Source organism: Limnohabitans sp. 2KL-3, assembly GCF_001269405.1.
Taxonomy (GTDB): Bacteria; Pseudomonadota; Gammaproteobacteria; order Burkholderiales; family Burkholderiaceae_C; genus Limnohabitans_A.
Genome location: NZ_CXON01000027.1, coordinates 12,555 through 36,902, shown reverse-complemented (window position 1 = coordinate 36,902; position 24,348 = coordinate 12,555). Strand labels below are relative to the sequence as shown.

24 protein-coding genes are annotated in these 24,348 nt (G+C 60.8%); 12 read left to right on the top strand and 12 right to left on the bottom strand.

Features of this window, described 5'->3' with window-relative positions:
* Nucleotides 1-535 precede the first annotated feature (535 nt).
* The gene (gene mdeB, locus AMM41_RS20140) at nt 536-3,208 is read right to left on the bottom strand and encodes an alpha-ketoglutarate dehydrogenase (protein WP_089963542.1); all 2,673 of its coding nucleotides are present in this window, start codon (nt 3,206-3,208) and stop codon (nt 536-538) included.
* A gap of 102 nt (nt 3,209-3,310) precedes the next feature.
* Between mdeB and AMM41_RS20135 the strand changes: the two genes are divergently transcribed.
* On the top strand, nt 3,311-3,778 hold the full coding sequence (locus tag AMM41_RS20135; protein ID WP_026039502.1) for an Lrp/AsnC family transcriptional regulator: 468 nt from the start codon (nt 3,311-3,313) through the stop codon (nt 3,776-3,778).
* Between the two features lie 13 nt (nt 3,779-3,791).
* On the opposite strand, the gene AMM41_RS20130 is transcribed toward AMM41_RS20135, so the two are convergent.
* From AMM41_RS20130 to AMM41_RS20105, 6 genes are all read right to left on the bottom strand, one after another.
* The gene (locus AMM41_RS20130) at nt 3,792-5,015 is read right to left on the bottom strand and encodes a Fic family protein (RefSeq protein WP_089963536.1); all 1,224 of its coding nucleotides are present in this window, start codon (nt 5,013-5,015) and stop codon (nt 3,792-3,794) included.
* An 89-nt stretch (nt 5,016-5,104) separates the two neighbouring features.
* Nucleotides 5,105-5,896 carry an SDR family NAD(P)-dependent oxidoreductase gene (locus AMM41_RS20125; RefSeq protein WP_089963534.1) on the bottom strand — a complete coding sequence of 264 codons (792 nt, stop codon included), beginning with the start codon at nt 5,894-5,896 and terminating at the stop codon, nt 5,105-5,107.
* 41 nt (nt 5,897-5,937) lie between these two features.
* A complete protein-coding gene (locus AMM41_RS20120; protein ID WP_089963532.1) occupies nt 5,938-7,224 on the bottom strand; it encodes a TRAP transporter large permease in 1,287 nt (428 codons plus the stop codon).
* A 7-nt stretch (nt 7,225-7,231) separates the two neighbouring features.
* On the bottom strand, nt 7,232-7,765 hold the full coding sequence (locus AMM41_RS20115) for a TRAP transporter small permease (RefSeq protein WP_089963531.1): 534 nt from the start codon (nt 7,763-7,765) through the stop codon (nt 7,232-7,234).
* Nucleotides 7,765-8,754: a TRAP transporter substrate-binding protein gene (locus AMM41_RS20110; protein ID WP_089963529.1), complete on the bottom strand. Its 990-nt coding sequence runs from the start codon at nt 8,752-8,754 to the stop codon at nt 7,765-7,767. Before AMM41_RS20110 ends, AMM41_RS20115 begins: the two co-directional genes overlap by 1 nt.
* Nucleotides 8,755-8,997: 243 nt before the next feature.
* Nucleotides 8,998-9,609, bottom strand: coding sequence for a 3'-5' exonuclease (locus AMM41_RS20105; protein WP_194944901.1), 612 nt, complete (start codon nt 9,607-9,609; stop codon nt 8,998-9,000).
* 489 nt (nt 9,610-10,098) lie between these two features.
* On the opposite strand from AMM41_RS20105, the gene AMM41_RS20100 reads away from it, so the two are divergent.
* Nucleotides 10,099-11,187 (top strand): alkene reductase, encoded by a 1,089-nt coding sequence (locus AMM41_RS20100; protein ID WP_089963527.1) that lies wholly within the window; start codon nt 10,099-10,101, stop codon nt 11,185-11,187.
* A gap of 612 nt (nt 11,188-11,799) precedes the next feature.
* On the opposite strand, the gene AMM41_RS20090 is transcribed toward AMM41_RS20100, so the two are convergent.
* Together AMM41_RS20090 and AMM41_RS20085 are read right to left on the bottom strand one after the other, a co-directional pair.
* Nucleotides 11,800-12,090, bottom strand: coding sequence for a type II toxin-antitoxin system RelE/ParE family toxin (locus AMM41_RS20090; RefSeq protein WP_089963523.1), 291 nt, complete (start codon nt 12,088-12,090; stop codon nt 11,800-11,802).
* Nucleotides 12,087-12,389, bottom strand: coding sequence for a ribbon-helix-helix domain-containing protein (locus AMM41_RS20085; RefSeq protein WP_089963521.1), 303 nt, complete (start codon nt 12,387-12,389; stop codon nt 12,087-12,089). The genes AMM41_RS20090 and AMM41_RS20085 overlap by 4 nt, the downstream gene beginning before the upstream one ends.
* Before the next feature lie 156 nt (nt 12,390-12,545).
* Between AMM41_RS20085 and AMM41_RS20080 the strand changes: the two genes are divergently transcribed.
* Entirely contained in the window at nt 12,546-13,226 is a 681-nt protein-coding gene (locus tag AMM41_RS20080) for a metallophosphoesterase family protein (RefSeq protein WP_089963519.1), read from the top strand.
* Nucleotides 13,227-13,270: 44 nt separating this feature from the next.
* Entirely contained in the window at nt 13,271-14,629 is a 1,359-nt protein-coding gene (locus AMM41_RS20075) for a cellulase family glycosylhydrolase (RefSeq protein WP_194944900.1), read from the top strand.
* Nucleotides 14,630-14,949: 320 nt separating this feature from the next.
* Here AMM41_RS20075 and AMM41_RS20070 read toward each other — a convergent pair whose 3' ends face one another.
* Entirely contained in the window at nt 14,950-16,566 is a 1,617-nt protein-coding gene (locus AMM41_RS20070; RefSeq protein WP_089963515.1) for a glycerol-3-phosphate dehydrogenase/oxidase, read from the bottom strand.
* A gap of 44 nt (nt 16,567-16,610) precedes the next feature.
* Here AMM41_RS20070 and glpK point away from each other — a divergent pair, with 44 nt between their 5' ends.
* Nucleotides 16,611-18,113 (top strand): glycerol kinase GlpK, encoded by a 1,503-nt coding sequence (glpK, locus tag AMM41_RS20065; RefSeq protein ID WP_089963512.1) that lies wholly within the window; start codon nt 16,611-16,613, stop codon nt 18,111-18,113.
* 10 nt (nt 18,114-18,123) lie between these two features.
* Here the strand turns inward: glpK and AMM41_RS20060 are convergent, their stop codons facing one another.
* On the bottom strand, nt 18,124-19,566 hold the full coding sequence (locus AMM41_RS20060; RefSeq protein WP_089963540.1) for a Fic family protein: 1,443 nt from the start codon (nt 19,564-19,566) through the stop codon (nt 18,124-18,126).
* A gap of 369 nt (nt 19,567-19,935) precedes the next feature.
* Here AMM41_RS20060 and AMM41_RS20055 point away from each other — a divergent pair, with 369 nt between their 5' ends.
* The 3 genes from AMM41_RS20055 to AMM41_RS20045 all read left to right on the top strand — a co-directional run bounded on the left by AMM41_RS20055 (nt 19,936) and on the right by AMM41_RS20045 (nt 22,190).
* Entirely contained in the window at nt 19,936-20,205 is a 270-nt protein-coding gene (locus AMM41_RS20055; protein ID WP_089963510.1) for a hypothetical protein, read from the top strand.
* A 59-nt stretch (nt 20,206-20,264) separates the two neighbouring features.
* Nucleotides 20,265-20,687, top strand: a complete 423-nt coding sequence (locus tag AMM41_RS20050; RefSeq protein WP_089963509.1) for a DUF3293 domain-containing protein — start codon at nt 20,265-20,267, stop codon at nt 20,685-20,687.
* Nucleotides 20,688-20,936: 249 nt separating this feature from the next.
* Nucleotides 20,937-22,190 carry a DUF6088 family protein gene (locus tag AMM41_RS20045; RefSeq protein ID WP_089963507.1) on the top strand — a complete coding sequence of 418 codons (1,254 nt, stop codon included), beginning with the start codon at nt 20,937-20,939 and terminating at the stop codon, nt 22,188-22,190.
* 16 nt (nt 22,191-22,206) lie between these two features.
* On the opposite strand, the gene AMM41_RS20040 is transcribed toward AMM41_RS20045, so the two are convergent.
* Nucleotides 22,207-22,416 (bottom strand): hypothetical protein, encoded by a 210-nt coding sequence (locus AMM41_RS20040; protein ID WP_089963505.1) that lies wholly within the window; start codon nt 22,414-22,416, stop codon nt 22,207-22,209.
* 455 nt (nt 22,417-22,871) lie between these two features.
* Here AMM41_RS20040 and AMM41_RS20035 point away from each other — a divergent pair, with 455 nt between their 5' ends.
* The 4 genes from AMM41_RS20035 (at nt 22,872) to AMM41_RS22070 (ending at nt 24,332) form a co-directional block, all read left to right on the top strand.
* Entirely contained in the window at nt 22,872-23,126 is a 255-nt protein-coding gene (locus AMM41_RS20035) for a type II toxin-antitoxin system HicA family toxin (RefSeq protein WP_089963503.1), read from the top strand.
* 14 nt (nt 23,127-23,140) lie between these two features.
* Nucleotides 23,141-23,614 carry a type II toxin-antitoxin system HicB family antitoxin gene (locus AMM41_RS20030; RefSeq protein WP_089963501.1) on the top strand — a complete coding sequence of 158 codons (474 nt, stop codon included), beginning with the start codon at nt 23,141-23,143 and terminating at the stop codon, nt 23,612-23,614.
* On the top strand, nt 23,601-23,903 hold the full coding sequence (locus AMM41_RS20025) for a hypothetical protein (RefSeq protein WP_089963500.1): 303 nt from the start codon (nt 23,601-23,603) through the stop codon (nt 23,901-23,903). Before AMM41_RS20030 ends, AMM41_RS20025 begins: the two co-directional genes overlap by 14 nt.
* A 141-nt stretch (nt 23,904-24,044) precedes the next feature.
* On the top strand, nt 24,045-24,332 hold the full coding sequence (locus tag AMM41_RS22070) for an STAS-like domain-containing protein (protein ID WP_228769377.1): 288 nt from the start codon (nt 24,045-24,047) through the stop codon (nt 24,330-24,332).
* Nucleotides 24,333-24,348: the final 16 nt, after the last annotated feature.

Below are 24,348 nucleotides of genomic sequence, written 5' to 3'. Positions count from 1 at the left end.
TATCCACCAAAACAACGCATGCGATGTGTTTCAGGCTTCGCCTTCTCCCAGCCAGCTCGCCGCCACTCCCTGCCGAATCGAGTTCGCTTTACTGCGCACCGCCAGTTCGCCTCCGGTTGCTCTCCACCCCGCTTCGCAGCGACGCAGTTACCTTCGACTACGGGGCCTTGGCTTACCCCGACATGGACTCTCACCATGCTGTGTACGCGCCTTCACGGGCGCACTGGGAGCCCCGCCCTCGGGGCGATGGGTCGTGGTGTGCGAGGCTTTTCGCGACGAGGGCGTCGCTCCTACAGGGGATGTCGGCATTTTGTAGGAGCCCCGCCCTCGGGGCGATGGGTCGTGGTCTGCGAGGCTTCATCGCGGCGAGGGCGCCGCTCCTACAGGGAGTGGGGATGCGTTTAATTGGGACGATGGTTGAGCGATCCCCGCATTTTGTGGGAGCCCCGCCCTCGGGGCGATGGGTCGTGGTCTGTGAGGCTTCATCGCGGCGGGGGCGCCGCTCCTACAGGGAGTGGGGATTGTCCTTGGTATTTCAACCCGCCAACGCCCTCAAGGCCGCCTGCGCAATGCTGCTTGCATCCACTGCGAAGAAGCGGCGCAGTGCCGCGCGGGTGTCGCTGCGGCCGAAGCCGTCGGTGCCCAGCGTGGTGTAGCGGCGGCCCTCGGGCACGAAGGCGCGAACGCTCTCGGGCACGGCCTTCACGTAGTCGGTGGCGGCGATCACGGGGCCTTGGGTGGCCGACAACAGGGTTGCCAAATGCCCGCTGCATGGGCCACTGACAACACCTGCACCTGCACCTGCAGAACCAAGACCCACACCCACCGCCTGAGCCCCATCTGCCAGACGCTCCAGCGCCATGCCGTCTCGCGCCAGCTCGCTCCAGCTGGTGATGCTCAGCACCTCCACGCCCACGCCTTGCGCGGCCAGTTGCTGGGCGGCTTTGACCACTTCGGTCAAGATCGCGCCCGAGCCGAGCAAGGTCACGCGCTGGGCCGCATCGCTGGGGCCGTACACGCCAAATCGGTAGCCCCCGCGCAACACATCGGCCTCCACGCCCGCAGGCAAGTCGGGCTGGGCGTAGTTCTCGTTCATCAGGGTGACGTAATAAAACACGTCGGCTTGCTGCTCGACCATCTCGCGCATGCCCGCGTCCAGAATCACCGCCAGCTCGCCCGCAAAGGCCGGGTCGTAGGCCTTGCAGTTGGGGATGGTGGCCGCCACCAGGTGGCTGCTGCCGTCTTGGTGCTGCAGGCCCTCGCCGCCCAAGGTGGTGCGGCCTGAGGTGGCGCCCAGCAAAAAGCCCCGCGCCCGCTGATCGGCCGCCGCCCAGATGGCGTCGCCCACGCGCTGGAAGCCGAACATCGAGTAATAAATATAAAAGGGCAGCATGGCCAAGCCGTGCACGCTGTAGCTGGTGGCCGCGGCTGTCCAGCTGGCGATCGCACCCGCTTCGCTGATGCCTTCTTCCAGAATCTGGCCGTCTGTGGCTTCGCGGTAGCTCAGCACCGAGCCGATGTCTTCGGGTGCATAGCGCTGGCCCACGCTGCTGTAAATGCCCACCTGTTTGAAGAGGTTGGCCATGCCAAACGTGCGTGCCTCGTCGGCCACGATGGGCACGATGCGCGGGCCCAAGGTGCTGTCTTTGAGCAGGTTGCCCAGCATGCGCACAAAGGCCATGGTGGTGCTCATCTCCTTGCCGTCGGCCTGCAGCGCAAACTGCCCGTAGCTGCTCAAAGCGGGCACAGGCAAACGGGCACACACCGTCTCGCGCTTGGGCAAGCTGCCACCCAAGCGGGCACGGTGTTCGCGCAGGTAGCGCATCTCGGCGCTGTCGTCGGCGGGTTTGTAAAACGCCAAGCCCTTGGCCTGCTCATCGCTCAGGGGCAAGTCAAAACGGTTGCGGTAGTCGATCAGGTCTTGCTCGTCGAACTTCTTTTGGCTGTGCGTGGTCATCTTGCCTTGGCCCGCGCTGCCCATGCCAAAGCCTTTTTTGGTGTGCGCCAGGATCACGGTGGGTTGGCCGCGGTGTGCGGCTGCTGCGGCATAAGCGGCGTGGATTTTCACGATGTCGTGCCCACCGCGCTTGAGCCGGTCAATCTGCTCGTCGGTCATGCCCTGCGCCAGGCGCGCCAGTTCTTCGTTTTGGCCAAAGAAGTTGTCGCGGTTGAAGCGCCCGTCTTTGGCGGCAAAGGTCTGCATTTGGCCGTCCACCGTGTTGGCAAAAGCGCGCAGCAAAGCGCCCGAGGTGTCGCGGGCCAGCAGCCCGTCCCAGTCGCTGCCCCAGACCAGTTTGATCACGTTCCAGCCCGCACCCGCAAACAGCTTTTCCAGCTCGTCGATGATGCGGCCATTGCCACGCACCGGGCCGTCCAGGCGCTGCAAATTGCAGTTGACCACCCACACCAAGTTGTCGAGTTTTTCGCGGGCGGCCAAGGTCAAGGCGCTCATGCTCTCGGGCTCGTCCATCTCGCCGTCGCCGAAGACGCCCCACACCTTGCGGGCGCTGCAGTCTTGCAGCTGGCGGTGCGTCAGGTAACGCATGAAGCGTGCGTGGTAGATCGAGCTGATCGGCCCCAAGCCCATCGAGCCCGTGGGGAACTGCCAAAAGTCAGGCATCAGCCAAGGGTGCGGGTAGCTCGACAAACCGCGTGCACCGCTGTCCGGTGCGGTGATTTCTTGGCGGTAATGCATCAGGTCCGCCTCAGACAAGCGCCCTTCCAGAAAAGCGCGGGCGTACACGCCGGGGGCGCTGTGCGGCTGGAAGAACACCAAGTCGCCTTTGTGTTGCTCAGTGCGGGCATGAAAGAAATGGTGAAACCCGGTTTCGAACAAATCGGCCACGCTGGCGTAACTGGCGATGTGCCCGCCCAGCTCGCCATAGGCCTGGTTGGCCCGCACCACCATGGCCAGCGCGTTCCAACGCATGATGGCCACCAGCCGCTCTTCGGTGGCCAAGTCGCCGGGGAACACGGGCTGGTCATCGACCGCGATGGTGTTCATGTAGGGCGTGTTCAGCTCGGGCTGCCAGCCCGTGCGCTGCTGCCGCGCCACGACGGCCAGCTCGTCCAAAATCTGCCGCGCACGCTCGGGGCCTTGGGTGCCGATCAGGGCCAGCAAAGCCTCGCGCCACTCGGCGGTTTCTTCGGGGTCGATGTCATGGGAGGACAGCATCGCGTGCAAATGGGGTTCGAAAGGTGCATTCATGGGCTTGACTGTACCGGGCAGCACGGCGCATGTGCTGCGTATTTGGATGATGTCAAACCATATTTAAAGCACAATATGCCGAAATAAAAAGGAATTCAGCACATGATTCTGGACAACGTGGATTTAAAGATACTGGACGAGCTGCAACGCGACGGTTCGCTGTCTAACGTGACGTTGGCCAAACGCATTGGCCTGTCGCCCTCTCCGTGCCTGGCCCGCGTCAAGGCGCTGGAGTCGGGCGGCGTGATCCAGCGCTACGTGGCGCTGGCCAGCGCGGCGGCGCTGGGGCTGGGCCTGACGGTGTTCATCTCGATCAGCCTGAAGACCCAAAGCAAAGAAACCCTGGCCGACTTTGAAGCGCACATCGCGCGGCACGACGAAGTGATGGAGTGCTATTTGATGACCGGCGACAGCGACTATTTGTTGCGCGTGGCCGTGCGCGACATGGCGGCACTGGAGCGCTTCATCCTGGAACAGCTCTCACCGATCCCGGGCGTGGAAAAAATCCGCTCTAGCTTTGCGCTCAAGCAGGTGCGCTACAAAACAGCGCTTCCGCTGGGTTTGGGGTGAATGTGAGGCGCTTTCAGCCCTGCGCCTCGGCCTCGGGCCACAAACTTGGAAAATAAAAGCGCAGCGCGTGCTGCGGCACACCCAGGCGCAGCTTGCCGTGAGGCGAATCGCTTTCCAACAACCCCCTTTTGAGCAAAGCCGACACCTGCGCCGTGGCCAAGCGTTCGCCCAAACCCAGCATGGCTTTGAAGTCGGCCCGATCCAGCTCGGCCTGCGACGCAAACAAGTAATGCAGCGCCCGCAAAGCCTCGGCGCGCACGCCTTGCTTGACCACGTTTTCCTCGTAGGCCAAACACGCCGCCATGCGGTCCTTCATGCCATCAAGCGACAGCAAGCCCGACATGAAGTCGACTTGGTCGACGCACACGCTCAGCACGTACTCGATCCAGCGCATCAAACCCGACTCGGTCAGATTGCCCCGGCCATCCAGATCGCCTGCCCGGGGTTCATCGGCTGCTGCCAAGTTGGCGTAATACGCCTCGTGTGTGCGGGCAAAGCCTCGCAACGGCGACCACAAACCGTTGGTCAAGCCCATATGGCCCAACACCAAATGGCTGTGCAGCCGCACCACACGCCCGTTGCCGTCTGCAAAGGGGTGAATCCAGGCCAGCCGCTGGTGCGCCGCCGCCATGGCCACCAGCTGAAGCTCGCCGCGTCTGACGCCCGAATAGACACTGGTCCAACGCGACAAAAACGCAGGCAAAACTGCAGCGGCTGGGGCGGCATGGCGGCCCACGCTCACCTCGCGTTCACGCAGTGCACCGGGCTGCAAGGTTTGCGGGCCAGCGGGTGATTCAAGCTGGCGATCGGCTTCGGGCAAGCGGGCGAACAAATCCTGGTGGATGTCGCAGACGGTCTGCACCGACCAGACTTGGGCACCGTCCCACGCAGGCCACAACGCCTCCAATTGCGACTCGGTCGCCATGTGGGCCAGCGCCATGCGTTGGCGGCGGGCCTTGTCGGCGTCTTGGGCGTAATCGTTGCGCAGGGCTTGCTCGATCTCCAGCGGCAAAGTGTGCTGACCCTCGATCTTGTTGGAGTAATACGAGTTCATGGCCCGCAACGATGAGCGCAGCCCCGGCAGCGCTCCGCTCGGGCACCAGCCCGACAAACGGTCTGCCTTGCGAATCAGATCATGCGAACGCTCCAGCAGAGGACCCATGCGGTGCTCAGCAGGCAGCAAGGGCTCCATCTGGGCCGGATGGTCATACAGCTGAAATTTTTGCGACTTTGACATAGCAAGCAAGTCTATGTCATGCAAGGATATTCACCAAATCATGCGGCAATTTTTGCGACTTTGAATGCCACTTAAAAATACGCCCAAGTTCAAGCCCGAATCGAAAACCCGCCGTCCACCGCCAGGCATTGGCCGGTGATGTACTCGGCTTCGTCGGACGCCAAAAACGCGGCGGCCTTGGCAATGTCCCAGCCTGTGCCCATGCGGCCGGTGGGGCACATGGCATTGCGCTTTTCCACCATCTCTTCGTGCGAGGCGTACTGGCCTGCAATGGCTTTGTAGATGTGGGGCGTGTCCATCATGCCGGGCATGATGGCGTTGACCCGAATGCCTTTGCGTGCGTATTCGAGCGCCATCGACGCAGTCAGGTGGTTCACCGCCGCCTTGCTGGCGTAATAAGCGGGATAGGGGTAACCGGTGTAGCGGATCGCGGCCAGCGATGAGATGTTGACAATCGCGCCCTTGCCTTGCCGCACCATGACGGGCAAGACCGCCTGGCAGGTCAGAAAGACACTCTTGAGGTTCACATCCATCGCGTGGTCCCACTCCCCCTCATTCAGGGTTTCCATGGTGCCCATGGCCGGCAAACCCACGTTGTTGTGCAACACGTCAATGCGCCCGAAATGCGCCACGATCTCGGCCATGACGGCGTTCACCTCATCGCGCTTTGTCACATCGCAGCGCCAGGCCACCGCCGTGCCGCCTTCTGCGCGGATCAAGTCCACCGTGGCCTGCGCAGCGTCCAGCTCAATGTCGATGGCCGCAATCGTTGCACCGTCACGCGCGTATTGCACCGCCGCCGCCTTGCCATTGCCCCAACCGGGCCCCACCGAGCCAGCACCACACACCACAGCCACACGGCCATCAAATCGTCGAGTCATGTTCAAGCGCCTTGGAAAATAAACCGCCAGCGAGGCTTTCTCTAGCGCCCACCGATCACCGAGGGCAGCCACAAGGAAACCGCAGGCACAAAGGTGATCAAGAGCACCACCCCGATGGCAGCAGCAAGGAATGGCAGCACTTCCCGATTGACCTCGTCCGAACGCGCCCCCGCAATCAGCGAGCCAATGGACAGGCTGATGGCCACCGGCGGCGTGATCAAACCGATCAGCAAATTGATGCCGACGATCATCGAAAAATGGTACGGGTCAATGCCGAACTTGGCCGCCACCGGGTACAGCACCGGGCACAGCAGCACCAAAGAAGGTCCGTTTTCCATGAAAGTGCCCACCAAGAGCAGCAGCACATTGACCAGCAACAGGAACACGATGGGGCTGCCGATGGAGCCGAGCATCCACTCGGCGATGCGCTGGGGGGCTTGCTCATATGCCAAGAACCAGGACACCACTTGGGCACCGCCCAAAATGATCATGATCACCGCCGTACCGCGTGCCGAGCTCACCAGCGCCAGCCAAATCTTGCGCCAATTCAGTTCGCGGTGAATGAAAAGGCCCACCATCAGCGCGTACACCACCGCCACCGCCGACGACTCGGTCACGTTGAAAATGCCTGTGCGGATGCCCACAATCAAAAAGACCGGCATTGCCAACGCCCAAAAGGCCAGCTTGAATTCACGCAAGATCCCGGGCAAGTTCACCGCCTCGGCCGCAGGGTAGCCACGGCGTCGGCTGATCACCACCGCCACCAACATGATCGCGCTGGCATACAGCACGCCCGGAATCACCGCCGCCATAAAGAGCTTGAGCGGCGACAAATTGGTCAGCACGCTGATCATCAAAAACGTGATCGATGGCGGAATGATCGGCCCCACCACGTTGGCCGCCGCCGTCAGCGCAGCAGAAAACCCCCGCCCATAACCGGCCTTGATCATGGCCGGAATCAGCACCTTGCCCAGCGCCGAAGTGTCGGCAATGGCCGAGCCCGAAATGCCCGACATCAAGGTGGCCGACGCCACGTTGGTCATGGCCAGCCCGCCCCGAAAACGGCCAAACACCGCATTGCAAAAACCCAGCAGCCTGTCCGTCATGCCGCCCTGCGACATGAGTTCACCCGCCAGCAAGAACAGCGGAATGGCCAGCAGCAAAAAGCTGTCCAGCCCCTGGTACACCTGTTGGGGCACGATCATCAGATCAATGTCACCGACAAACACCACCGCGATCGTTGCCGACAGCACCAGCGCAAACGCGACTGGCACCGCCAAAAGCAACAGCACTGTCAAGGACAGCAACAGCACACCAAGCATCGTCATCTGGGCATCACTCCACGGGCAAGATCGAATCGACAGCGGGCGTTTGACCACCCAGCCGCGCGAGCGCCAAAACCAGCGCCAACAACACCGCACCCACGGCCATGGCGGAATACGGGATCGCCATGGGGATCTCCATCGCCGCAGACTCTTGATCGGCATTGAGCATGGCAAACCGCACGCCCGCCCAGCCCAACACACCTGCGGTGGCCATCACCACCACGTCACGCAAGGCGAGCAACACCCCCCTCACGCGCGGCGGCACCGCGTTGACCAGCGCCCCCACCGCCACATGGCCACCGGTGCGCAGGCAGGCGCCTGTGCCCAGCATGGCGATCCAGGCGACCAACATGCGCGAGATCTCCTCCGTCCAGGCGGGTGCGCGGCCGATCACGTAGCGACCAAACACTTGGTAGAACAAGATCAGCGCGACCGCCAGCAGCATCAGGCCCAGGATCACGTCAAGCGTGCGCTCGATGCGCATCGCCCAAGCGATCGCGGCGTTGGGTGGCCGCCCCCCAACGGCCTCACCGACTGACTGCATTACTTGACTGCCGCAAACTTGGCAGCCCAAGGGGCCAGGTCAGGGAACTCCTTGGCAATGCCACCGAGTCGACTGCGGATCGCCTCGCGGTCGATGTCATTGAACTGCATGCCCGCCTTGGAGAGCTTGTCGCGCAAGCCACTTTCCATCTTGGCCATCTTGTCGCTGGCCTCCAGCATCACCTTGTCGCCCTCTTCCTTGAGCAGGGTCTGCACATCGGCGGGCAAGCGCTTGAAGCGGGCATCCGAATAGATCCAGGTCATCGCGCCAATGATGTGCCGGGTGTCGATCGCGTATTTCTGGACTTCGTTGAACTTGAAGTTGTCAATGAATTCCAAGGGATTCTCTTGGCCGTCGACCACGCCCTGCTGCATCGAAGTGAACAGCTCGGCCGCGCCCATGGGGACAGGGCTCGCACCCAGCATGTCCCAGGTCATGCGGTACATCTTCAGTGGCGGCACGCGCAGCTTCAGGCCCTTGATGTCGTTGACGTTCTTGACCGGCTTGTTGGAAGTCAGCCAGCGTGCGCCGCGATAACCCGCGCCGATGATGCGGAAGGAGCTCTTCTTGGCCACCTCTTCAATGAACTCGGCACCCACCGGGCCAAAGTAGACCTTTTTGAAGTGATCCAGGTCGCGGATCAAATAAGGATAAGCCTCCAAACCGGGCAGTGGGTTGTAGCGGTCCAGTGTGCCGATGGACTGCAGCACGATGTCGTTGGTGCCGATCTTCAGGCCCTCGATGGAAGCGGGCCAATCGCCGGTCGAGCCGCTGGCCGCGATCTGGATTTTCACCTTGCCACCCGAGCGTGTCTCAACCGCTTTGGCATACGCCTCGGCGGTCTCAAACCAGATGTTTCCAGGGTTGTAGACGTGTGCCATTTTGAGCACGATGGGTGCCTGCGCCCAAGCCGGGGCAACAGAAAGGCCCGCCACCATGGCTGTCGCACCAATGGCCTTGAGCAATGCACGTTTGTTCGTCTTCAACATCTTGAGAGTCTCCTGAATGGGTTGAATGAATTCGTGGCAGCCACTGTGTTGTTGTTGCTGCTCGAATCAGTATGTCACCCGATACCCACATGCATAAAAGGGAAAACCCTGACAGTTCAGCCCAGAACGAGGGTCACAGTCGCCTGGAGCACAGGCCACCCCACCACTGGGCCGTGGCCAAGCGTTCGCCTCATCCCCGCGTGGCTTTGAAGTCGGCGCGGTCCAGCTCAGCCTGCGACGCCATCAACCCTGCGCCCGCTGCTTCAAATACGGCCCCACCTGATGGCGGCTGATGCGCTGCAGACCCATCAGCAAAGCGTGGTCGGTTTGGGGGCAGCCGTAGCGGTTTTTCAGGTCCTGCTGCATCTGGGCCAGCAAATGCGCAGCCATCTCGGCATCGGCCAGCGCCCGGTGGGCCCGGCCTGACGCGGGCAAATGGTGCATCGCGGCCAGCGTGCCCAGCTTGTGGTTGGGCGCATGCGGGTACAGGCGGCGCGACAACAGCACGGTGCAAGCAAAAGGGTGAGAGCCGTCTTCTCCACAACGCGCCAGCTCGGCCTGCCAAAACTTTTTGTCAAACGCCGCGTTGTGCGCCACCATGGGCCGCCCGCCCACAAAGCGGGCCGCCTCGCACATCACCTGCTCGGCCGGGGGCGCGGCCTGCACCATCTCGTTGGTGATGCCCGTGAGCTGGGTGATGAAACTGTTCACCCGCACCCCGGCATTCATCAGGCTTTGGTAGCGGTCCACCACTTGGCCGTTTTCCAGCAAGACAATCGCCACCTCGGTGGCGCGGTCACCCATGTTGGGCGAAATTCCGTTGGTCTCAAAGTCGATGACGGCGATGGTGCTCACGTGGCTCTGTCCTGGTGAAATGGGGAATTCATTATCAATGCCCGTCCATCCAAGCCCGTGAAATGGGCGTATGTGCGGGCGAGGTTTGGACAATTGACAGCTCTTGTGGGAGCCCCGCCCCCGGGGCGATGGGTGGTGGTCTGCGGGGGTGATCGCGACGGGGGCGTCGCTCCTACAAGGGGTGGGCGCATGTGCGGGCGAGGTTTGGACAATTGGCGGTTCTTGTGGGAGCCCCGCCCCCGGGGCGATGGGTGGTGGTCTGCGGGGGGTGATCGCGACGGGGGCGTCGCTCCTACAAGGGGTGGGCGCATGTGCGGGCGAGGTTTGGACAATTGGCGGTTCTTGTGGGAGCCCCGCCCCCGGGGCGATGGGTGGTGGTCTGCGGGGGTGATCGCGACGGGGGCGTCGCTCCTACAAAACTCAAGAGATGGCATACACAGGCAAAATCAGCTTTTGCCTTTTACTCTGCCCCCTTCAGGACAAGCACACATGACCGACACCCTGGCCCAACTCTTCCAATCCATCCGCATCGGCGACATCGAGATGGCCAACCGCGTGGTCATGGCCCCGCTGACCCGCTGCCGCGCTGACGAGCCCGCTGGCGACATCCCCGGCAGCGCCATGAACATCGAGTACTACCGCCAGCGCAGCAACGCAGGCCTGATCATCAGCGAAGGCACACAGGTCTCGCCCGGGGGCAAAGGCTATATGGCCACGCCCGGCATTTACTCGGACGCACAGGTCGAAGGCTGGAAGCCCATCACCCAGGCCGTGCACGCAGCGGGCGGCAAAATCGTCGCGCAAATCTGGCATGTGGGCCGCATCAGCCACCCTGACTTGACAGGGGGTCTGGACCCCGTGGCCCCGTCGGCCGTGCCCCCCAAAATCTTGGCCTATGGCCGCAACGGCAAAGTGCCGGCCCCCGTGCCCCACGCCTTGACCGAGGACGAAATCAAAGAAGTGGTCAACCAATACCGTCAAGGCGCGGCCAACGCCATGCGGGCCGGTTTTGACGGCGTGGAAATCCATGGCGCCAACGGCTATTTGATCGACCAGTTCTTGCGCGAAACCACCAACTTGCGCACCGACGGCTATGGCGGATCACCCGAAAACCGCATCCGCTTTGCGCTGGAAGTGGTGGATGCCGTGGCCGCCGAAATCGGCGCAGGCCGCACCGGCATCCGCCTGTCGCCTGTGTCGCCCGCCAACGACTCGGCTGAAAGCCAACCCCAAGCGGTGTTTGGCCCTCTGGTCGAAGCACTCAGTCAGCGCGGCATCGCCTTCATCCACTTTGTCGAGGGCTCCACCGGTGGGCCGCGCGACCTGACCGGCTTTGACTTTGCCTGGGCACGTCAAACCTTCAAAGGTGCGTACATCGCCAACAACGGTTACACCCGCGACATGGCCATCGACGCCATCGCATCGGGCCGTGCCGACGCCGTGGCCTTTGGCCGCGCCTACATCTCCAACCCCGACCTGGTTCAACGCCTCATAGCCAACGCCCCACTGGCCAAAGCCCACTCCAGCACCTTTTATGTGCCGGGGCCAGAGGGGTACATCGACTACCCGGCGATGTGAGATCGTCCATCTTCAAAGTCCGATGTCGGCGGCTTCAGCCCCAAAATGCACCCGCCGCCAAAGCCAGCATCGTCGGAGCTGAAGCTCCGACCTACAAAATACCTCTGCCCCGAAGAGGCACCCTCCCCGTAGGTCGGCGGCTTCAGCCCCGACATGACTGCACGCGCCAAAGCCAGTATCGTCGGAGCTGAAGCTCCGACCTACAAAATACCTCTGCCCCGAAGAGGCACCCTCCCCGTAAGTCGGCGGCTTCAGCCCCGACATGACTGCACGCGCCAAAGCCAGCATCGTCGGAGCTGAAGCTCCGACCTACAAAATACCTCTGCCCCGAAGAAGCGCCCTCCCCGTAGGTCGGCGGCTTCAGCTCCGACATGACTGCACGCGCCAAAGCCAGCATCGTCGGAGCTGAAGCTCCGACCTACAAAATACCTCTGCCCCGAAGAAGCACCCTCCCCGTAGGTCGGCGGCTTCAGCCCCGACATGACTGCACGCGCCAAAGCCAGCATCGTCGGAGCTGAAGCTCCGACCTACAAAATACCTCTGCCCCGAAGAAGCACCCTCCCCGTAGGTCGGCGGCTTCAGCCCCGACATGACTGGACGCGGATCAGCAGGTCAGTGGTAGTCCTGCTCTCGCTGATGCCGCAAGGCCAACACGAACACGACATCAGCAGCTGGGTCAAAAACATACAAAGCCAAATAGCCCGAACGCCCCCTTGAAATCACCAACTCACGCATGCCGTGGGCCACAGGGCGGCCCATGAGTGGGTGACGCTCCAACACAGACAAAGCGTCCAACACCAAGTCCACCGTTTCAACCGCGTATTCAGGCCGGTTGATCCGCAAAAAATCCACCAGCTCTTCGAGGTCCTGAGCGGCCTCGGGCGTGTGCACCAGACGCGTCATGAACGCGGGGCCAGCAATTGCTCCAGGCCCTGCACGGGCGGGCGTTGACTCTCGATGCCGCGCACCTTGTCCTTGAGGTAAGCCGCCATGGCCTGCCCATCCACACCCAAGCCGGTTTGCAGCAAGTTTTGCCTGGCCTGCAAGGCCTTGGCCACCCAGGCGTCATCTTCGTTCGAGCGGGTAACCGCCGACTCGATGGCCTGCACCATGAACGCGTGCGGCGTGACCCCACGCTGGCTTGCGGCCAGCAGCACCTTGGCACGGGCCTGTTCATCCAATTTGACAGAAAAGGTGGGCATGTGATGACTCCTGTGGATGCCAGTATAGCCATTGGTATTACCTGGTAAACACCCACATTGCATGCCCCGGCAGTCAACTCGCAGCAAGCCCGTCAATCCAACACGTCATGTACGATTTACGGGGATCCACCACCGCCACATCACACAGACGCCCCTATGCACCCCGGCCCCCTCCTCTTTTGCGGCGACCCGCACGGCCAGTGGCAGCACATCATCGATGCCGCGCTGCAAACCCGCGCCCGCGCCGTCATCTTGTTGGGTGATCTGGAACCGGCACGTCCGCTGCACCTTGAGCTGCAAGCGATTTGGGAGCGCGTGTGGTTCATCCACGGCAACCACGACACCGACCATGCGGACCACTTTGCCAACGTCTGGCACAGCGAGGTGAGCGAGCGGCAGCTGCACGGCCGCGTCGTCACCCTGCCCTGCGGCACCCGCATTGCCGGGCTGGGCGGCGTGTTTCGCGGCGCGGTGTGGTACCCCAAAGACCAGCAAGCGCCCAAGTTTCGCAACCGCGAAGACCACGCTCGTGTCACCCCGCGACAAGACCGCTGGCAAGGCAGCGTGCACCTCAAGCACTGGTCCAGCATCTACCCCGACGAGGTGGAACAACTGGCCGCACAACAAGCCGACGTCCTCATCACCCACGAAGCACCGGGCTACCACGAACACGGATTCAAAGCGCTGGACGACCTGGCCCGCCGCATGGGCGTGCGCATGACGGTGCACGGCCACCAGCACGACTGCCTTGACAGCAGCGCCCGTTGGGCCGCGCAAGGCTTTCAGAGTTTTGGGGTGGGGCTGCGCGAGGTCATGGCCTGGCCCTCGGGCGGGTGATGCCCCGCTGCACAGCTGGCGAGCGTTGAATGAACAAGATGCACATGTTTATTTGTCAAAGCCTGCAGCATGCCTTGCTGGCTTTGACGGCCTTTTGCACCTCGGCCTGGGGGGCGGCAGCGCACCACTGCGCACCGACCACAGGGCCATCACACTGGCAAGGCGTGGTCACCCATTACGGCTTTGCCAATCGGCCCCTGGGGCCATTCGCGCCCAAACAACAGGTCGGCGTGAACACCATCCGGGACGAAGTTTTCTGGGACCAAGTTCAGCGTGCCGACGGTTCATTCCAGATCCCACAACGCATCGACGCCTTGGTTGATGAAGCGCTGCGCCACCACATCACCCCCATGCTGGTGCTGGGATACGGGCACCCCGCTCACGACCAAGGCGGCAAACCCCGCAGTGCGCAGGCGCTGGAAGGCTTTCGGCGTTATGCCGTTCATGTCGCCAAGCACTTTCAAGGCCGGGTGCGCCATTTCGAAATCTGGAACGAATGGGATGCCGACACAGGCGGAGCCCCCGCTGGCGACCCGGACTCGTACCTGCAGCTCATCCAAAAAGTTGCCCCCGCATTGCGTGCCTTGGACCCTGATCTGTGCCTTGTGGTGGGGGCACTGACCCCCGCTGCCCAGTTCAACGGCTGGTTGAACAAAGCCCTGGCGCAGGGACTGCTCAAGCACGCCGACGCCCTGAGTCTGCACACCTACAACTACGGGGAAGGGCGCGGCAAAGACACCCCCGACAGCTGGCACAGGGACTTGCAATGGTTCATCGACAAAGAACTCCCCCAACACCCCTTCACCCGTGGCAAATCGGTCCTCGTTTCTGAAATGGGCTGGGCCAATCACCAAACGGGCGTCAGTGAACATTTGCAAGCGGCCTATGCGCTGCGACTGCGGCTGTTGTCGCTGGCTTTGGCCCACCAGACTGCCCACACGGCCAACCCCTATTTGGGGCACTGGTGGTACGACTGGCAAGACGATGGCGACGACCCGCAAGAGATGGAACACCGCTACGGATTGACCCGCCGCTCAGGCTTGCCCAAGGCCGCCTGGACAGCATTGAAGGACCTCGAAACCTTTCTGCCCACACAAGCTGCTCCCAGCCGCGACAAAACGGTGCACATCGGGTTTGAGGGTGCGCTGACCACCTTGACCGTGAACAGGGATGGGCCCACACCGCACCAGTCCACACTGCTGGCCATTTGGCACCCGGCCAACGAACAGGCCCAAGTCAGCGTTCTGTTGCACGATGAAGCACCACGTTTTTCAGCCGCCTGTGAGGCCCAAAAAATAGCGCCCCAAAAATGGCGAATCACCGCGAGCGCCATGCCGTGTTTGATCCAATTGAAACAACCGCCGCGAGGTCAAAGGCCTGTTTGGGAGACCCGGATGTTGTAGGTGGCCTGGCTTGCTGGCAATGGTGAGGGGGGTGGTCTGCAAGGGTTTTCGCGACGAGGGCGTCGCTCCTACAGGGGAGATGCCCCGCATTTTGTAGGAGCCCCGCCCTCGGGGCGATGGGGGGTGGTCTGCATGGCTTATCGCGACGAGGGCGTCGCTCCCACAGGGGAGATGCCCCGCATTTTGCAGGAGCCTCGCCCCCGGGGTGATAGGCATTTTGTGGGAGCCCCGCCCTCGGGGCGATTGGCATTTTGTGGGAGCCCCGCCCCCGGGGCGATGGGGGGTGGTCTGCGAGGGTTTTCGCGACGAGGGCGTCGCGCCTACAGGGGAGCGGATCCATCTTCCAACATGTACTGCGCTGCCAACTTTAAAAAGCCTGAAACATCGGGGTCCAGGCCGGTTTCGGACTGCAAGATGGCCGCCACGGCTGGGGCGATTTGGGCGGCAAGACGGGCATCCAAAAACAGCAGCCTGGATCGGCGGGCCAAAACATCTTCGACGCTCAAGGCGTACTCGTAGCGGGCGGCAAAGCGCACCATGGCCTCGCTCAAACTGGGGGTCAACCAAGTGTCAGCACCCGGCAACTGGGCCAGCCAGACTTGCTCGCTGCCGTACGAATGCACGCCCTCGGGGGCACCGATCGACACCGGCACAGACACAGGCCCACCGGCCCCACCAACTTCCCCGCCCCCTGCCCCAACCAGCGGCAAATGTTCGGTTCGCGCACCGCCCCGAGGGGCCAAGAGCGCACTGGCCACACACTTTTGCAACACGTCTTCGGCCATGGCCCGGTAAGTGGTCCATTTGCCGCCCGTCACCGTGACCAAACCCGAACGGCTGACCAGTACCGTGTGTTCGCGGCTCAGCGCCTTGGTGTTGTCACCCTCGTCTTGCGCTGGCTTGACCAGCGGCCGCAGGCCCACCCAAATGCTCTTCACATCACTTCGCTGCGGGGGGCGTGTCAGGTAGCGGGCCGACTCTTGCAAGATGAAATCAATTTCCGACTCAAAAGCCAAAGGCTCCGGGGCCAAATCGTCACGCGGCGTGTCGGTCGTGCCCAAAATCACCTGCCCCAGCCAAGGCACGGCAAACAGCACGCGGCCATCGGCGGTTTTGGGCACCATCAAGGCCGCATCGCCGGGCAAAAACGCCTTGTCCACCACCATGTGCACGCCTTGGCTCGGCGCCACCATGGCCTGTGTGCTGCCGTCTTGTTCGCGCAAGGCATCGACCCACACCCCTGTGGCGTTGACCACGCACCGCGCTTCAATTTCATGGCTTTGCCCCGTCAAGGTGTCCACGCCATGCACCCCCGACACTTGGCCGTCGGTGTAGCGCAGGCGCTCGACCCGCATGCGGTTGATCAACAAAGCCCCTTGCAGCGCCGCGCTGCGTGCCAAGGCCAGCGCCAGCTTGGCGTCATTGAACTGGCCATCCCAATACATCACACCGCCGCGCAAACCCTCAGGCTGCACCGAGGGCAAACTGGCCAAAGTCTCCCGGCGCGACAAAAACTCGGTTCGCCCCAAGCCCGACCGGCCAGCCAAGGCGTCGTACAGCTTCAGACCCACGCCATAAAACGGCTTTTCCCACCACGCATACGAGGGCATCACAAAGGGCAAGGCCTGGGCGATGTGCGGTGCGTTGTGCAGCAATGTGCTGCGCTCGTGCAGCGCTTCGCGCACCAAGGCAATGTTGCCCTGCGCCAAATACCGCACGCCCCCGTGCACCAACTTGGTCGAGCGCGACGAGGTGCCTTTGGCAAAATCGTCCGACTCCAGCAACACCACGCTGTAGCCACGCGACGCGGCATCCAAAGCCAAACCCAAACCCGTGGCCCCGCCACCCACAATGGCCAAGTCATAAACAGTGCGCTTGTTCAAGCGGGCCATCAGGTCGGCACGGCGTGTGGGCAAAGGTGAGGCGAGCGTTGGCATGGATTAAAGTCAGTTGATCCCGTTCATTATGGTTGGATAAATCCATGACCTACCTCCTCGCGCTCGACCAAGGCACCTCCAGCTCGCGCAGCATTGTGTTCAACCCCCAAGGCCAAATCGTGGCCATGGCGCAGCAAGAGATCACCCAGATCTACCCCCAACCAGGCTGGGTCGAACACGACCCGATGCAAATTTGGCAAACCCAGCTGGCCACCGCGCAAGAGGCCCTGGCCAAAGCCGGCATCAGCGCCGCCCAAGTGGCGGCGGTGGGCATCACCAACCAGCGCGAAACCACGGTGGTGTGGCACAAAAGCACCGGCCAGCCCATTCACAACGCCATCGTTTGGCAAGACCGCCGCACCGAACCGGCCTGCGTGGCCCTGCGCGAACAAGGCCTGACCGACACCATTCAGGCCAAAACCGGTTTGCTGGTGGACGCGTACTTTTCGGGCACCAAACTGCAATGGATTTTGGACAACGTCCCCAACGCCCGCGCCCAGGCCTTGCGCGGCGAGTTGCTGTTTGGCACCATCGACACCTGGCTCATGTGGCACTTGAGCGGCGGCGCGGTGCACGCCACCGACGTGAGCAACGCCTCGCGCACCCTTCTGTTCAACATCCACACCCAGCAATGGGACACCGAACTGCTGGCCGCCTTGCGCATCCCGCCCGCCATGTTGCCCAAGGTTCACACCTCCAGCGCCCAGTTTGGTCAGGTGCGCCCCGAGCTGCTGGGCCACGCCATCCCCATCGGCGGGGTGGCGGGCGACCAGCAAAGCGCCCTGTTTGGCCAAGCCTGCTTTGGTGCGGGCATGGCCAAAAACACCTACGGCACGGGCTGCTTCATGCTCATGCACACCGGCCACAGCGCTTTGCAATCGCACAACGGCCTGATCACTACCAGCGCTGCGCAAACCTTGTCACCCGACACGGCAGCACCGCAATTTGCTTTAGAGGGCAGCGTGTTTGTGGGCGGTGCCGTGGTGCAGTGGTTGCGCGACGGGCTGGGGGCCATTCGGCACAGCAGCGAGGTGCAAGCCCTGGCCGAAAGCGTGCCCGACTCGGGCGGCGTGATGGTGGTGCCCGCCTTCACCGGGCTGGGTGCCCCTTACTGGAAACCCGACGCCCGAGGCTCCATCACCGGACTGACTCGCGGCAGCACCGTGGCCCACATTGCGCGTGCAGCCCTGGAGAGCATCGCTTTTCAAAGCGCCGCCCTGCTGCAAGCCATGGGCCGCGACCTGACACAAGCCGGCCTGGCCCCAGTGCAAGAGTTGCGGGTGGATGGCGGCGCCTGCGTGAACAACCTGCTCATGCAGTTTCAGGCCGATTTGCTGGGCCTGGACGTGGTGCGCCCCGAAGTGACCGAAACCACTGCCTTGGGCGCAGCCTATCTGGCCGGTTTGTCCACCGGGGTCTATGCCAACACCGACGAGCTCAGCGCCCTGTGGCGCACAGAACGCCGCTTCAGCCCACAGCGCCTGCCCGACTACGCCGCCGAACAAATGGCCCTGTGGGAACACGCGGTGCGCAAGACCGTGCTTTGAAGGGCGTCCCTCACGGGTGACGGGGTCCTGAATCAGTCCAGCCCTGACGCAGCCCCTGGGCTTGCCAGGCCGCATATTCGGAGCGGCGCAAGCGGTACCGCGCAATGCTGCCCTCGTGCAGCTGACGCAGTGCGTCCGTCAACATCAGCATGAACGCGGCTTGATCGGCCCCACTGACGATGCCTGAGGCCACTTTGGCCATCACCTCGGGCGTGGGTTGCAGCAGCCCTTTCACCACGGCTTGCACCGCCTGGATGAGCGCCTCCCGGTACTTGATCTTCAAAGGATCGGGCTCCACCATGGTTTGTGTGATGGCCAGGTAGCGCTGGCAAGAGCGCTCGTAAGCCCACACAAACACATCACGCAACAAATCGACCTCATTGAGCTCGTAAACGCCCAAAGTGCCCTCAACGTAAGCCCGCTCCGGGACATCGATGAATGACAAAGGGCAAAGGTTGTTTTTGAACAGCGAAATGTTGGCCCCAATGCGCGAGACGCGTTTGTTGACGTCTTCAAACGGCTGCAAATAAGGCAACTGCACCATCAAAAAAAACGCTTGCTCAAACGGATCGGGAATGGCGGCGGCCTTGTTCAACAATTGCTCAAAGCCATCCTCGATGACTTGTGGCAAAGCTGCGGGGTGAAACACGGTGCCTGAAATCTCAACCGACCGCCGCCGAAGCCGACCACTGGCCTGAGGGTCCCGCATCAAATCCTGTGACAGCACGGCGTGCAGGTTTTGGAACGTGAACGCATCAAAGCCCACCTCATCGGCGTTCTCGATCAGCATCTCGATGGCCGCTTTGTGGTTCAAAATCATCTGCGTTTCAATGGCGTCCTTGCCCGTGGCGATTTGGCCCAGCTCAATCAAATTTTGAGTGTCCAAGCGGCTGTAGGTGTTGCCCTCCAGCTTGGACGAAGCCCACGACAAATCCACGAGCAATCGGCTCAGAATGTCCCGGGCATAAGTGCCCGCTGGCCGTTCGTTGGCTGCGGTGCGGCCCATCTCGTGCAATTGGCTGCGCCATGACGCCGACAAGTAAAAAGTATGGCCCGGCTGGTAAGCCTCTAAAAACTCACGCCGATAGCCCACAGGGCGGCGGTGCATCAGCGGCAGCCGCACCTGATCGCGAATGCGAGCGCCCTCAGGGGAAACGTGGACATACAGCTCCGCCTCAGCCGTCCCCACCCAGGCCGCAGAGGCAAGACCTGCAGACTCACCCGCCTGCGCCAATGCAGGCTTGTAATGCCATGCCGTGCTCTCTCCCTGGGCTGTCAGACGTTTCGCTTGAATGAGCTTTTGTAACCGCCGCTGCAAAGTGCGGCGGTTGATCTTCTGCCCTTGCAAACGCTCGATTTCCTTTTCGATCTCAGCGATCTGCAACCCGCCGGGCTGCGCCGCGACGATGGACTCGATCAGCTGAAGTTCTTCGGTCGGTAGGGTGCGTGACATCTTCGGCTTCTCCATGGCTGAGCACTCTTTGTGTCGTGCAAATGGTATTGCGCGACAAAATTTATCTTGATTATGTCGTCCAATGTGTCGCGCATCAAACCAATTCTGTCGCGCAATGGGTGAATGGATGTCGCGCAAATTCAATCGGGTTGTTTTGACGGGTGCTTTGGCATCGCTAACCTGCTTTCAGCTGCCTGGTCTTTAGCAGCTTCAAAATATGAACCCATAAAGACTACAATCTCATCCGCGCCGGATTTATTCCAGACCACTTGCCTGGGCGCACAACAAATACATGGCTAAAGCGTCACGCAGCGCCCTGATCCCGCACGCCGCCGACGTTCCAATCGTCTGCGGGAGAAGGAAAAAACCATGGCCTACGCCACCATTGCGCTGCAAAACCAAACCCTCCAAATCCAGACCGTGCCCGGCTCGGGAATGATCAAGGTGCTGTTGCCAGAAACCGACCCCTGCTTTTACAACCCGGCCACGGGCTTGTTCAGCACAGAACCCACGTCCGAGGGCGGCACAACCGACTTGGTCACCCAACACCTGCCCGAGCTGAAGCAAAAGCTCAATGAGTTTGATGCCGCCCGACGCGCCGCCATCGCTGAGGCCCATCAGCTTTCTGCGGGCGTGTAAGCCCATCACAGCCTCAAGCCCTGATCCATCCATGCGGTGAATTAACCAAAGCCATCACCATGACAAGCCAACTGCCCGCCGAACTTTTTCAAGCCTTCACCGAAACCGACTACATCGTCCACCATGAACCGCCGTTCACGATGAACATCGGCGTGTTTTGCCCGGACCTTGAAAAGTTGATGGCCGAGCGCAAGGTCTTGTGTGCTGCTTTCATCACCGCATGGAACCCGTTTGCCCAACAGCTGAGCGACACGGAGAACGAAGCGCGACAGCAAACGCTGAAAGACAACCTCACACAACGTGGCCTGGCTTTCATCGATGGCATTGGGCAACACCCCGGCAATAACTGGCCCGGTGAGCCCAGCGTGCTGATTCTGGACATGGGCCGCGAAGCCGCCAAAGCGCTCGCGGGTCAATATGAGCAATGGGCCTTTGTCTGGGCCGATCAAACGGCCGTGCCCGCGTTGATGCAGCCCGATTGAAGTGGCCGTTTATTGATCTGGCCCTTTGAAGTCTGAAGTGAAAGGCTGGTCCTGGGCACAGCGATCAGCCCTGTTATCCATGTGGGAGTCCCGCCCTCGGGGCGATGGGCAGTGGTCTGCGAGATGCCATCTCGGCGAGGGCGCCGCTCCTACAAAAAAGGCGTTCATGCAAACATCATCGGGCCTGCATTTTTTAAGCGCGCCGCCCAAATAATTGACATTGTTTGAAAAACGTCAATAATTTCTGACATGCAAACATCTGAAAAGATCAGGCAAGCCATCGCCGACAAGCCCCCAGGGGCCGTCTTCTCCAGTGCTGACTTTTTGTCGGTGGGGAGTCGCGCAGCCGTTGACCAGGCGCTCTTTCGCATGATGAAGGCAGGGCTCATCGAGCGGGTCGCCAGAGGGCTTTATGTCACAGCGGGCCAGCGTGTGGACGCACAATCCATTGCCCATGCAATGGCACAAAAAACGGGGGAAAAAGTAGGGCTTGCGCCAGCCGCAGGAGCAGAAGATCTGCTGGTGGTGCCCACTTCGGGTCTGTCGCGCACCGTCAAGGCCGCTGGGCACACCGTGCAATTTCGCCGCATGAGTCAAAGGAAACTCCAGCTCGCTGCCAGTCCCAAAGGCATGATCTTGCTGGAGCTGTGGACCCGGGGCATCAAAGACCTCACAACACTGGAGATCCAGCGTGCCACGGGTGACTGGGATGAAAAGGACATGGACAGCTACGCAGCGCTGATCCCCGCGTGGCTGCGCACCGTCATTCACCAAGCCAATGCGACACGCAAGTCCGTCAAGATCGGTTTATCGGGCGCTTATGACTGGTCAAACCCCAACATCAAGGACGATGTGTTGATCGGCCATGTGCTCGAAAAACACAAGTTCGAGGATGTGGCTCGGTTGTGCTTTTACTACGGCGTCCCCAAGGTCAAGCGCGTTTTCAAGCGGCATGCATTTGAGCCCATGACCAGCGCCAGCGTGAGCAGGATGCTGGGCAACATCAGCAAAGGCTTTCAAAGAGCTCCAGCAAAAGCCATTCAGGATGACCTGATTGACGGCGCCAAGGTCACGTTTCACTCCCGCAATGAAAGCGATCGGCCCAAGGCGCAGATTGCGTACTTAAAGACCGCCCCCAAGGTGACGGTTTCTGAGGGAGGCTTTGATCTGCTGAGCGTTGAAGGGCTTCTTGTCATGAAAAGCCTCGTTGTCTATGACCGCGTGAAGTCTCGTGATCTCTACGATTTGATGGTCCTCACCAGAGACCATGGCTACACACTCGACGACATTTTTTTGGCCATCAACAGCTATCAGCCCATCAGAAACAAAGACCCCGAACACTTCAAGAGCGTGGTCACGGGCGTGATCCCGCTCGACAAAAACGATGAAAGTTTTGCCAGCATCCAGCTGAATGTGAAGATGACTGACATTTACAAGTACTTCCAGAAGCTGATCAACGACTACGAAATCAGGGCCGTCCAGCAAATGCGGCCAAGCTCTTGAAGCACGCAAGGCTGCTTTATCGATAACGGGCTTGGTGAATAAACGTCGGGGCTTTCGCGGCAATCGCCTGCAGGTGTGTGCGCAATTCCTGCTTGCTTACAAAAGTCTTGAAACGCCCCGCATCGATGTCGGCAATGCCCTCTTGGGCGGCTTGTCGTAACGCGGCAAGCCGGTCGGCATCATCGGCTTGACCTTGAACCAGCTTGTGGATGCGAAGATTTTTCATGGTGCAGATTGTGGCGTGGGTTTGGGAACGACAAAACGCCTATTCCTCAGACGGCGCAATCAAAGCCACCAAGCCCATGCTCATGGCCGCCAGATCGAGCACTATTGATCCGGCCCTATGAAGATTGAACTGCCCCTGTGTTTGTCGGTTGTAGGTCGGTGGCTTTAGCCCCGACATGCAGCCTACGCCCAAGCCAGCAATGTCGGGGCTAAAGCCACCGACCTACGGGATGTCTGTGCAATAAATTTCAAACATCAGCGTGCCGGATCAATAGGTAGCCATTGCGCTGCTCAAGTCCTCTAAGGAAACACTCTGAATGGGAAAAAATTTCCCATACGTAATTTTTTGTACTAAATTGTTCTTTAAAGCTCCCGCAGGATACACATCCATAACTTTCATGGCAGTGATCAGTAACTGGATCGTAGTTACAATTCCAGGCTGCCTTGGCTTAACAAATGGCACAAGCTGACAAAATCATTGAAAAGATCAAGGCAAAGCCCACCCCAAGCAACATCAAGTGGGGTGAGTTGGTTGCAGTCTTGAAGCATCTTGGCTACAAGGTGATCATGAACAGTGGGTCGCGAAGAAAGTTTCATCACGCAGAGAAAGACAACGTGATCAGCTTGCACAAACCCCACCCGGGTAACGAGGTGAAGCCTTGTTACATCAGAGAAGTTCGCGAGACGTTAGAAGAAATTGGCCTGATCTAGGCGGAGAGATACGCATGACAACACTGGAATACAAAGGGTACCAAGGCTCTGCTGAAGTAGACGCCGAGACGGATGTTCTTGTCGGCAAAATTCTTTTCATCACCGATTTGGTGACGTATGAAGCAAAGACAGTGCAATCACTCCGTAAAGAGTTTCAAGCTGCTGTAGATGACTATCTTGAGACCTGCCTGCAGCTTGGGCGTGATCCTCAGCAACCATTCAGTGGCGTTTTTAATGTCCGTGTTGGCCCCGCTTTACACAGAGCAGCTGCGATCAGAGCGCAAAAGGATGGCGTGAAGTTGAATGCAGTCATGGTGAATGCATTAGAGCGATATTTGACAGACACTCCGGCCAAACATTCGCACACCCATGACCACACGGTCACCGTGAAGATCGTGTCGCTGTCACAAGTCAAGAGCCTTGAGCCACGCACTTACAACACGCAGCAGCCGCAGCAATTTGAAATGCACACACATGTCACCCATTGAGCAACCCCTTTCGCTTGATCTGAAGTCTTTGACAGAGGTCTTGATCCGTCATTTCGACATTCATGAAGGCACCTATCAACTGAACCTGGGATTCAGGATTGGTGTTGGTGGCTTCGCCATGGATGGCGACCCCGAAGGCAACCCTTTGCCCGGCGCGATGGTGGGCGTTGAGAGCGTGTCTTTGGCAAGGATTTCCGAAGGGATGAGTGCGCCTAACGCAGTAGATGCAGCGTTGGTGAATCCGCCTTCGAAACCCAAAGCAAAAGCACGCGTCAAGAAAATCAACTGACTGTCAAGCCAGCGCCAGCGACAGAACAGTCATGGTCCGAGACCCAGCCACCCAGTGGCCCGCTGCCCGGCCGCTACCGCAGCACACAGGCGGCAACTCAATGACGGGCCATCCTCAAACGGCGCAATCAAAGCCAGCAAGGTGGGCGATGCAGAGCCGGGTGAAGCCTTTCACACCACAGAAATCCCGGTGCGTCTGGCCCAACTGAGCAGCGAGCTGGTCTCTCGCTCGCAAGCCAAATGGGTCATGAACCGCGCCACACAGTTCAAGACCGTGGTGCTTGACTTTGAAGGCGTGGCCCACGTCGGCCAAGCCTTTGTGGATGAAGTTTTTCGTGTCTTTGCCACCGCACACCCGCATGTGCGGCTCAAAACCATGGGCATGACGCCAAAGGTGGCCAAGCTCGTGAGCTTGTTTGGAGGGGCCTGATTTGCAGCGGGCGAAC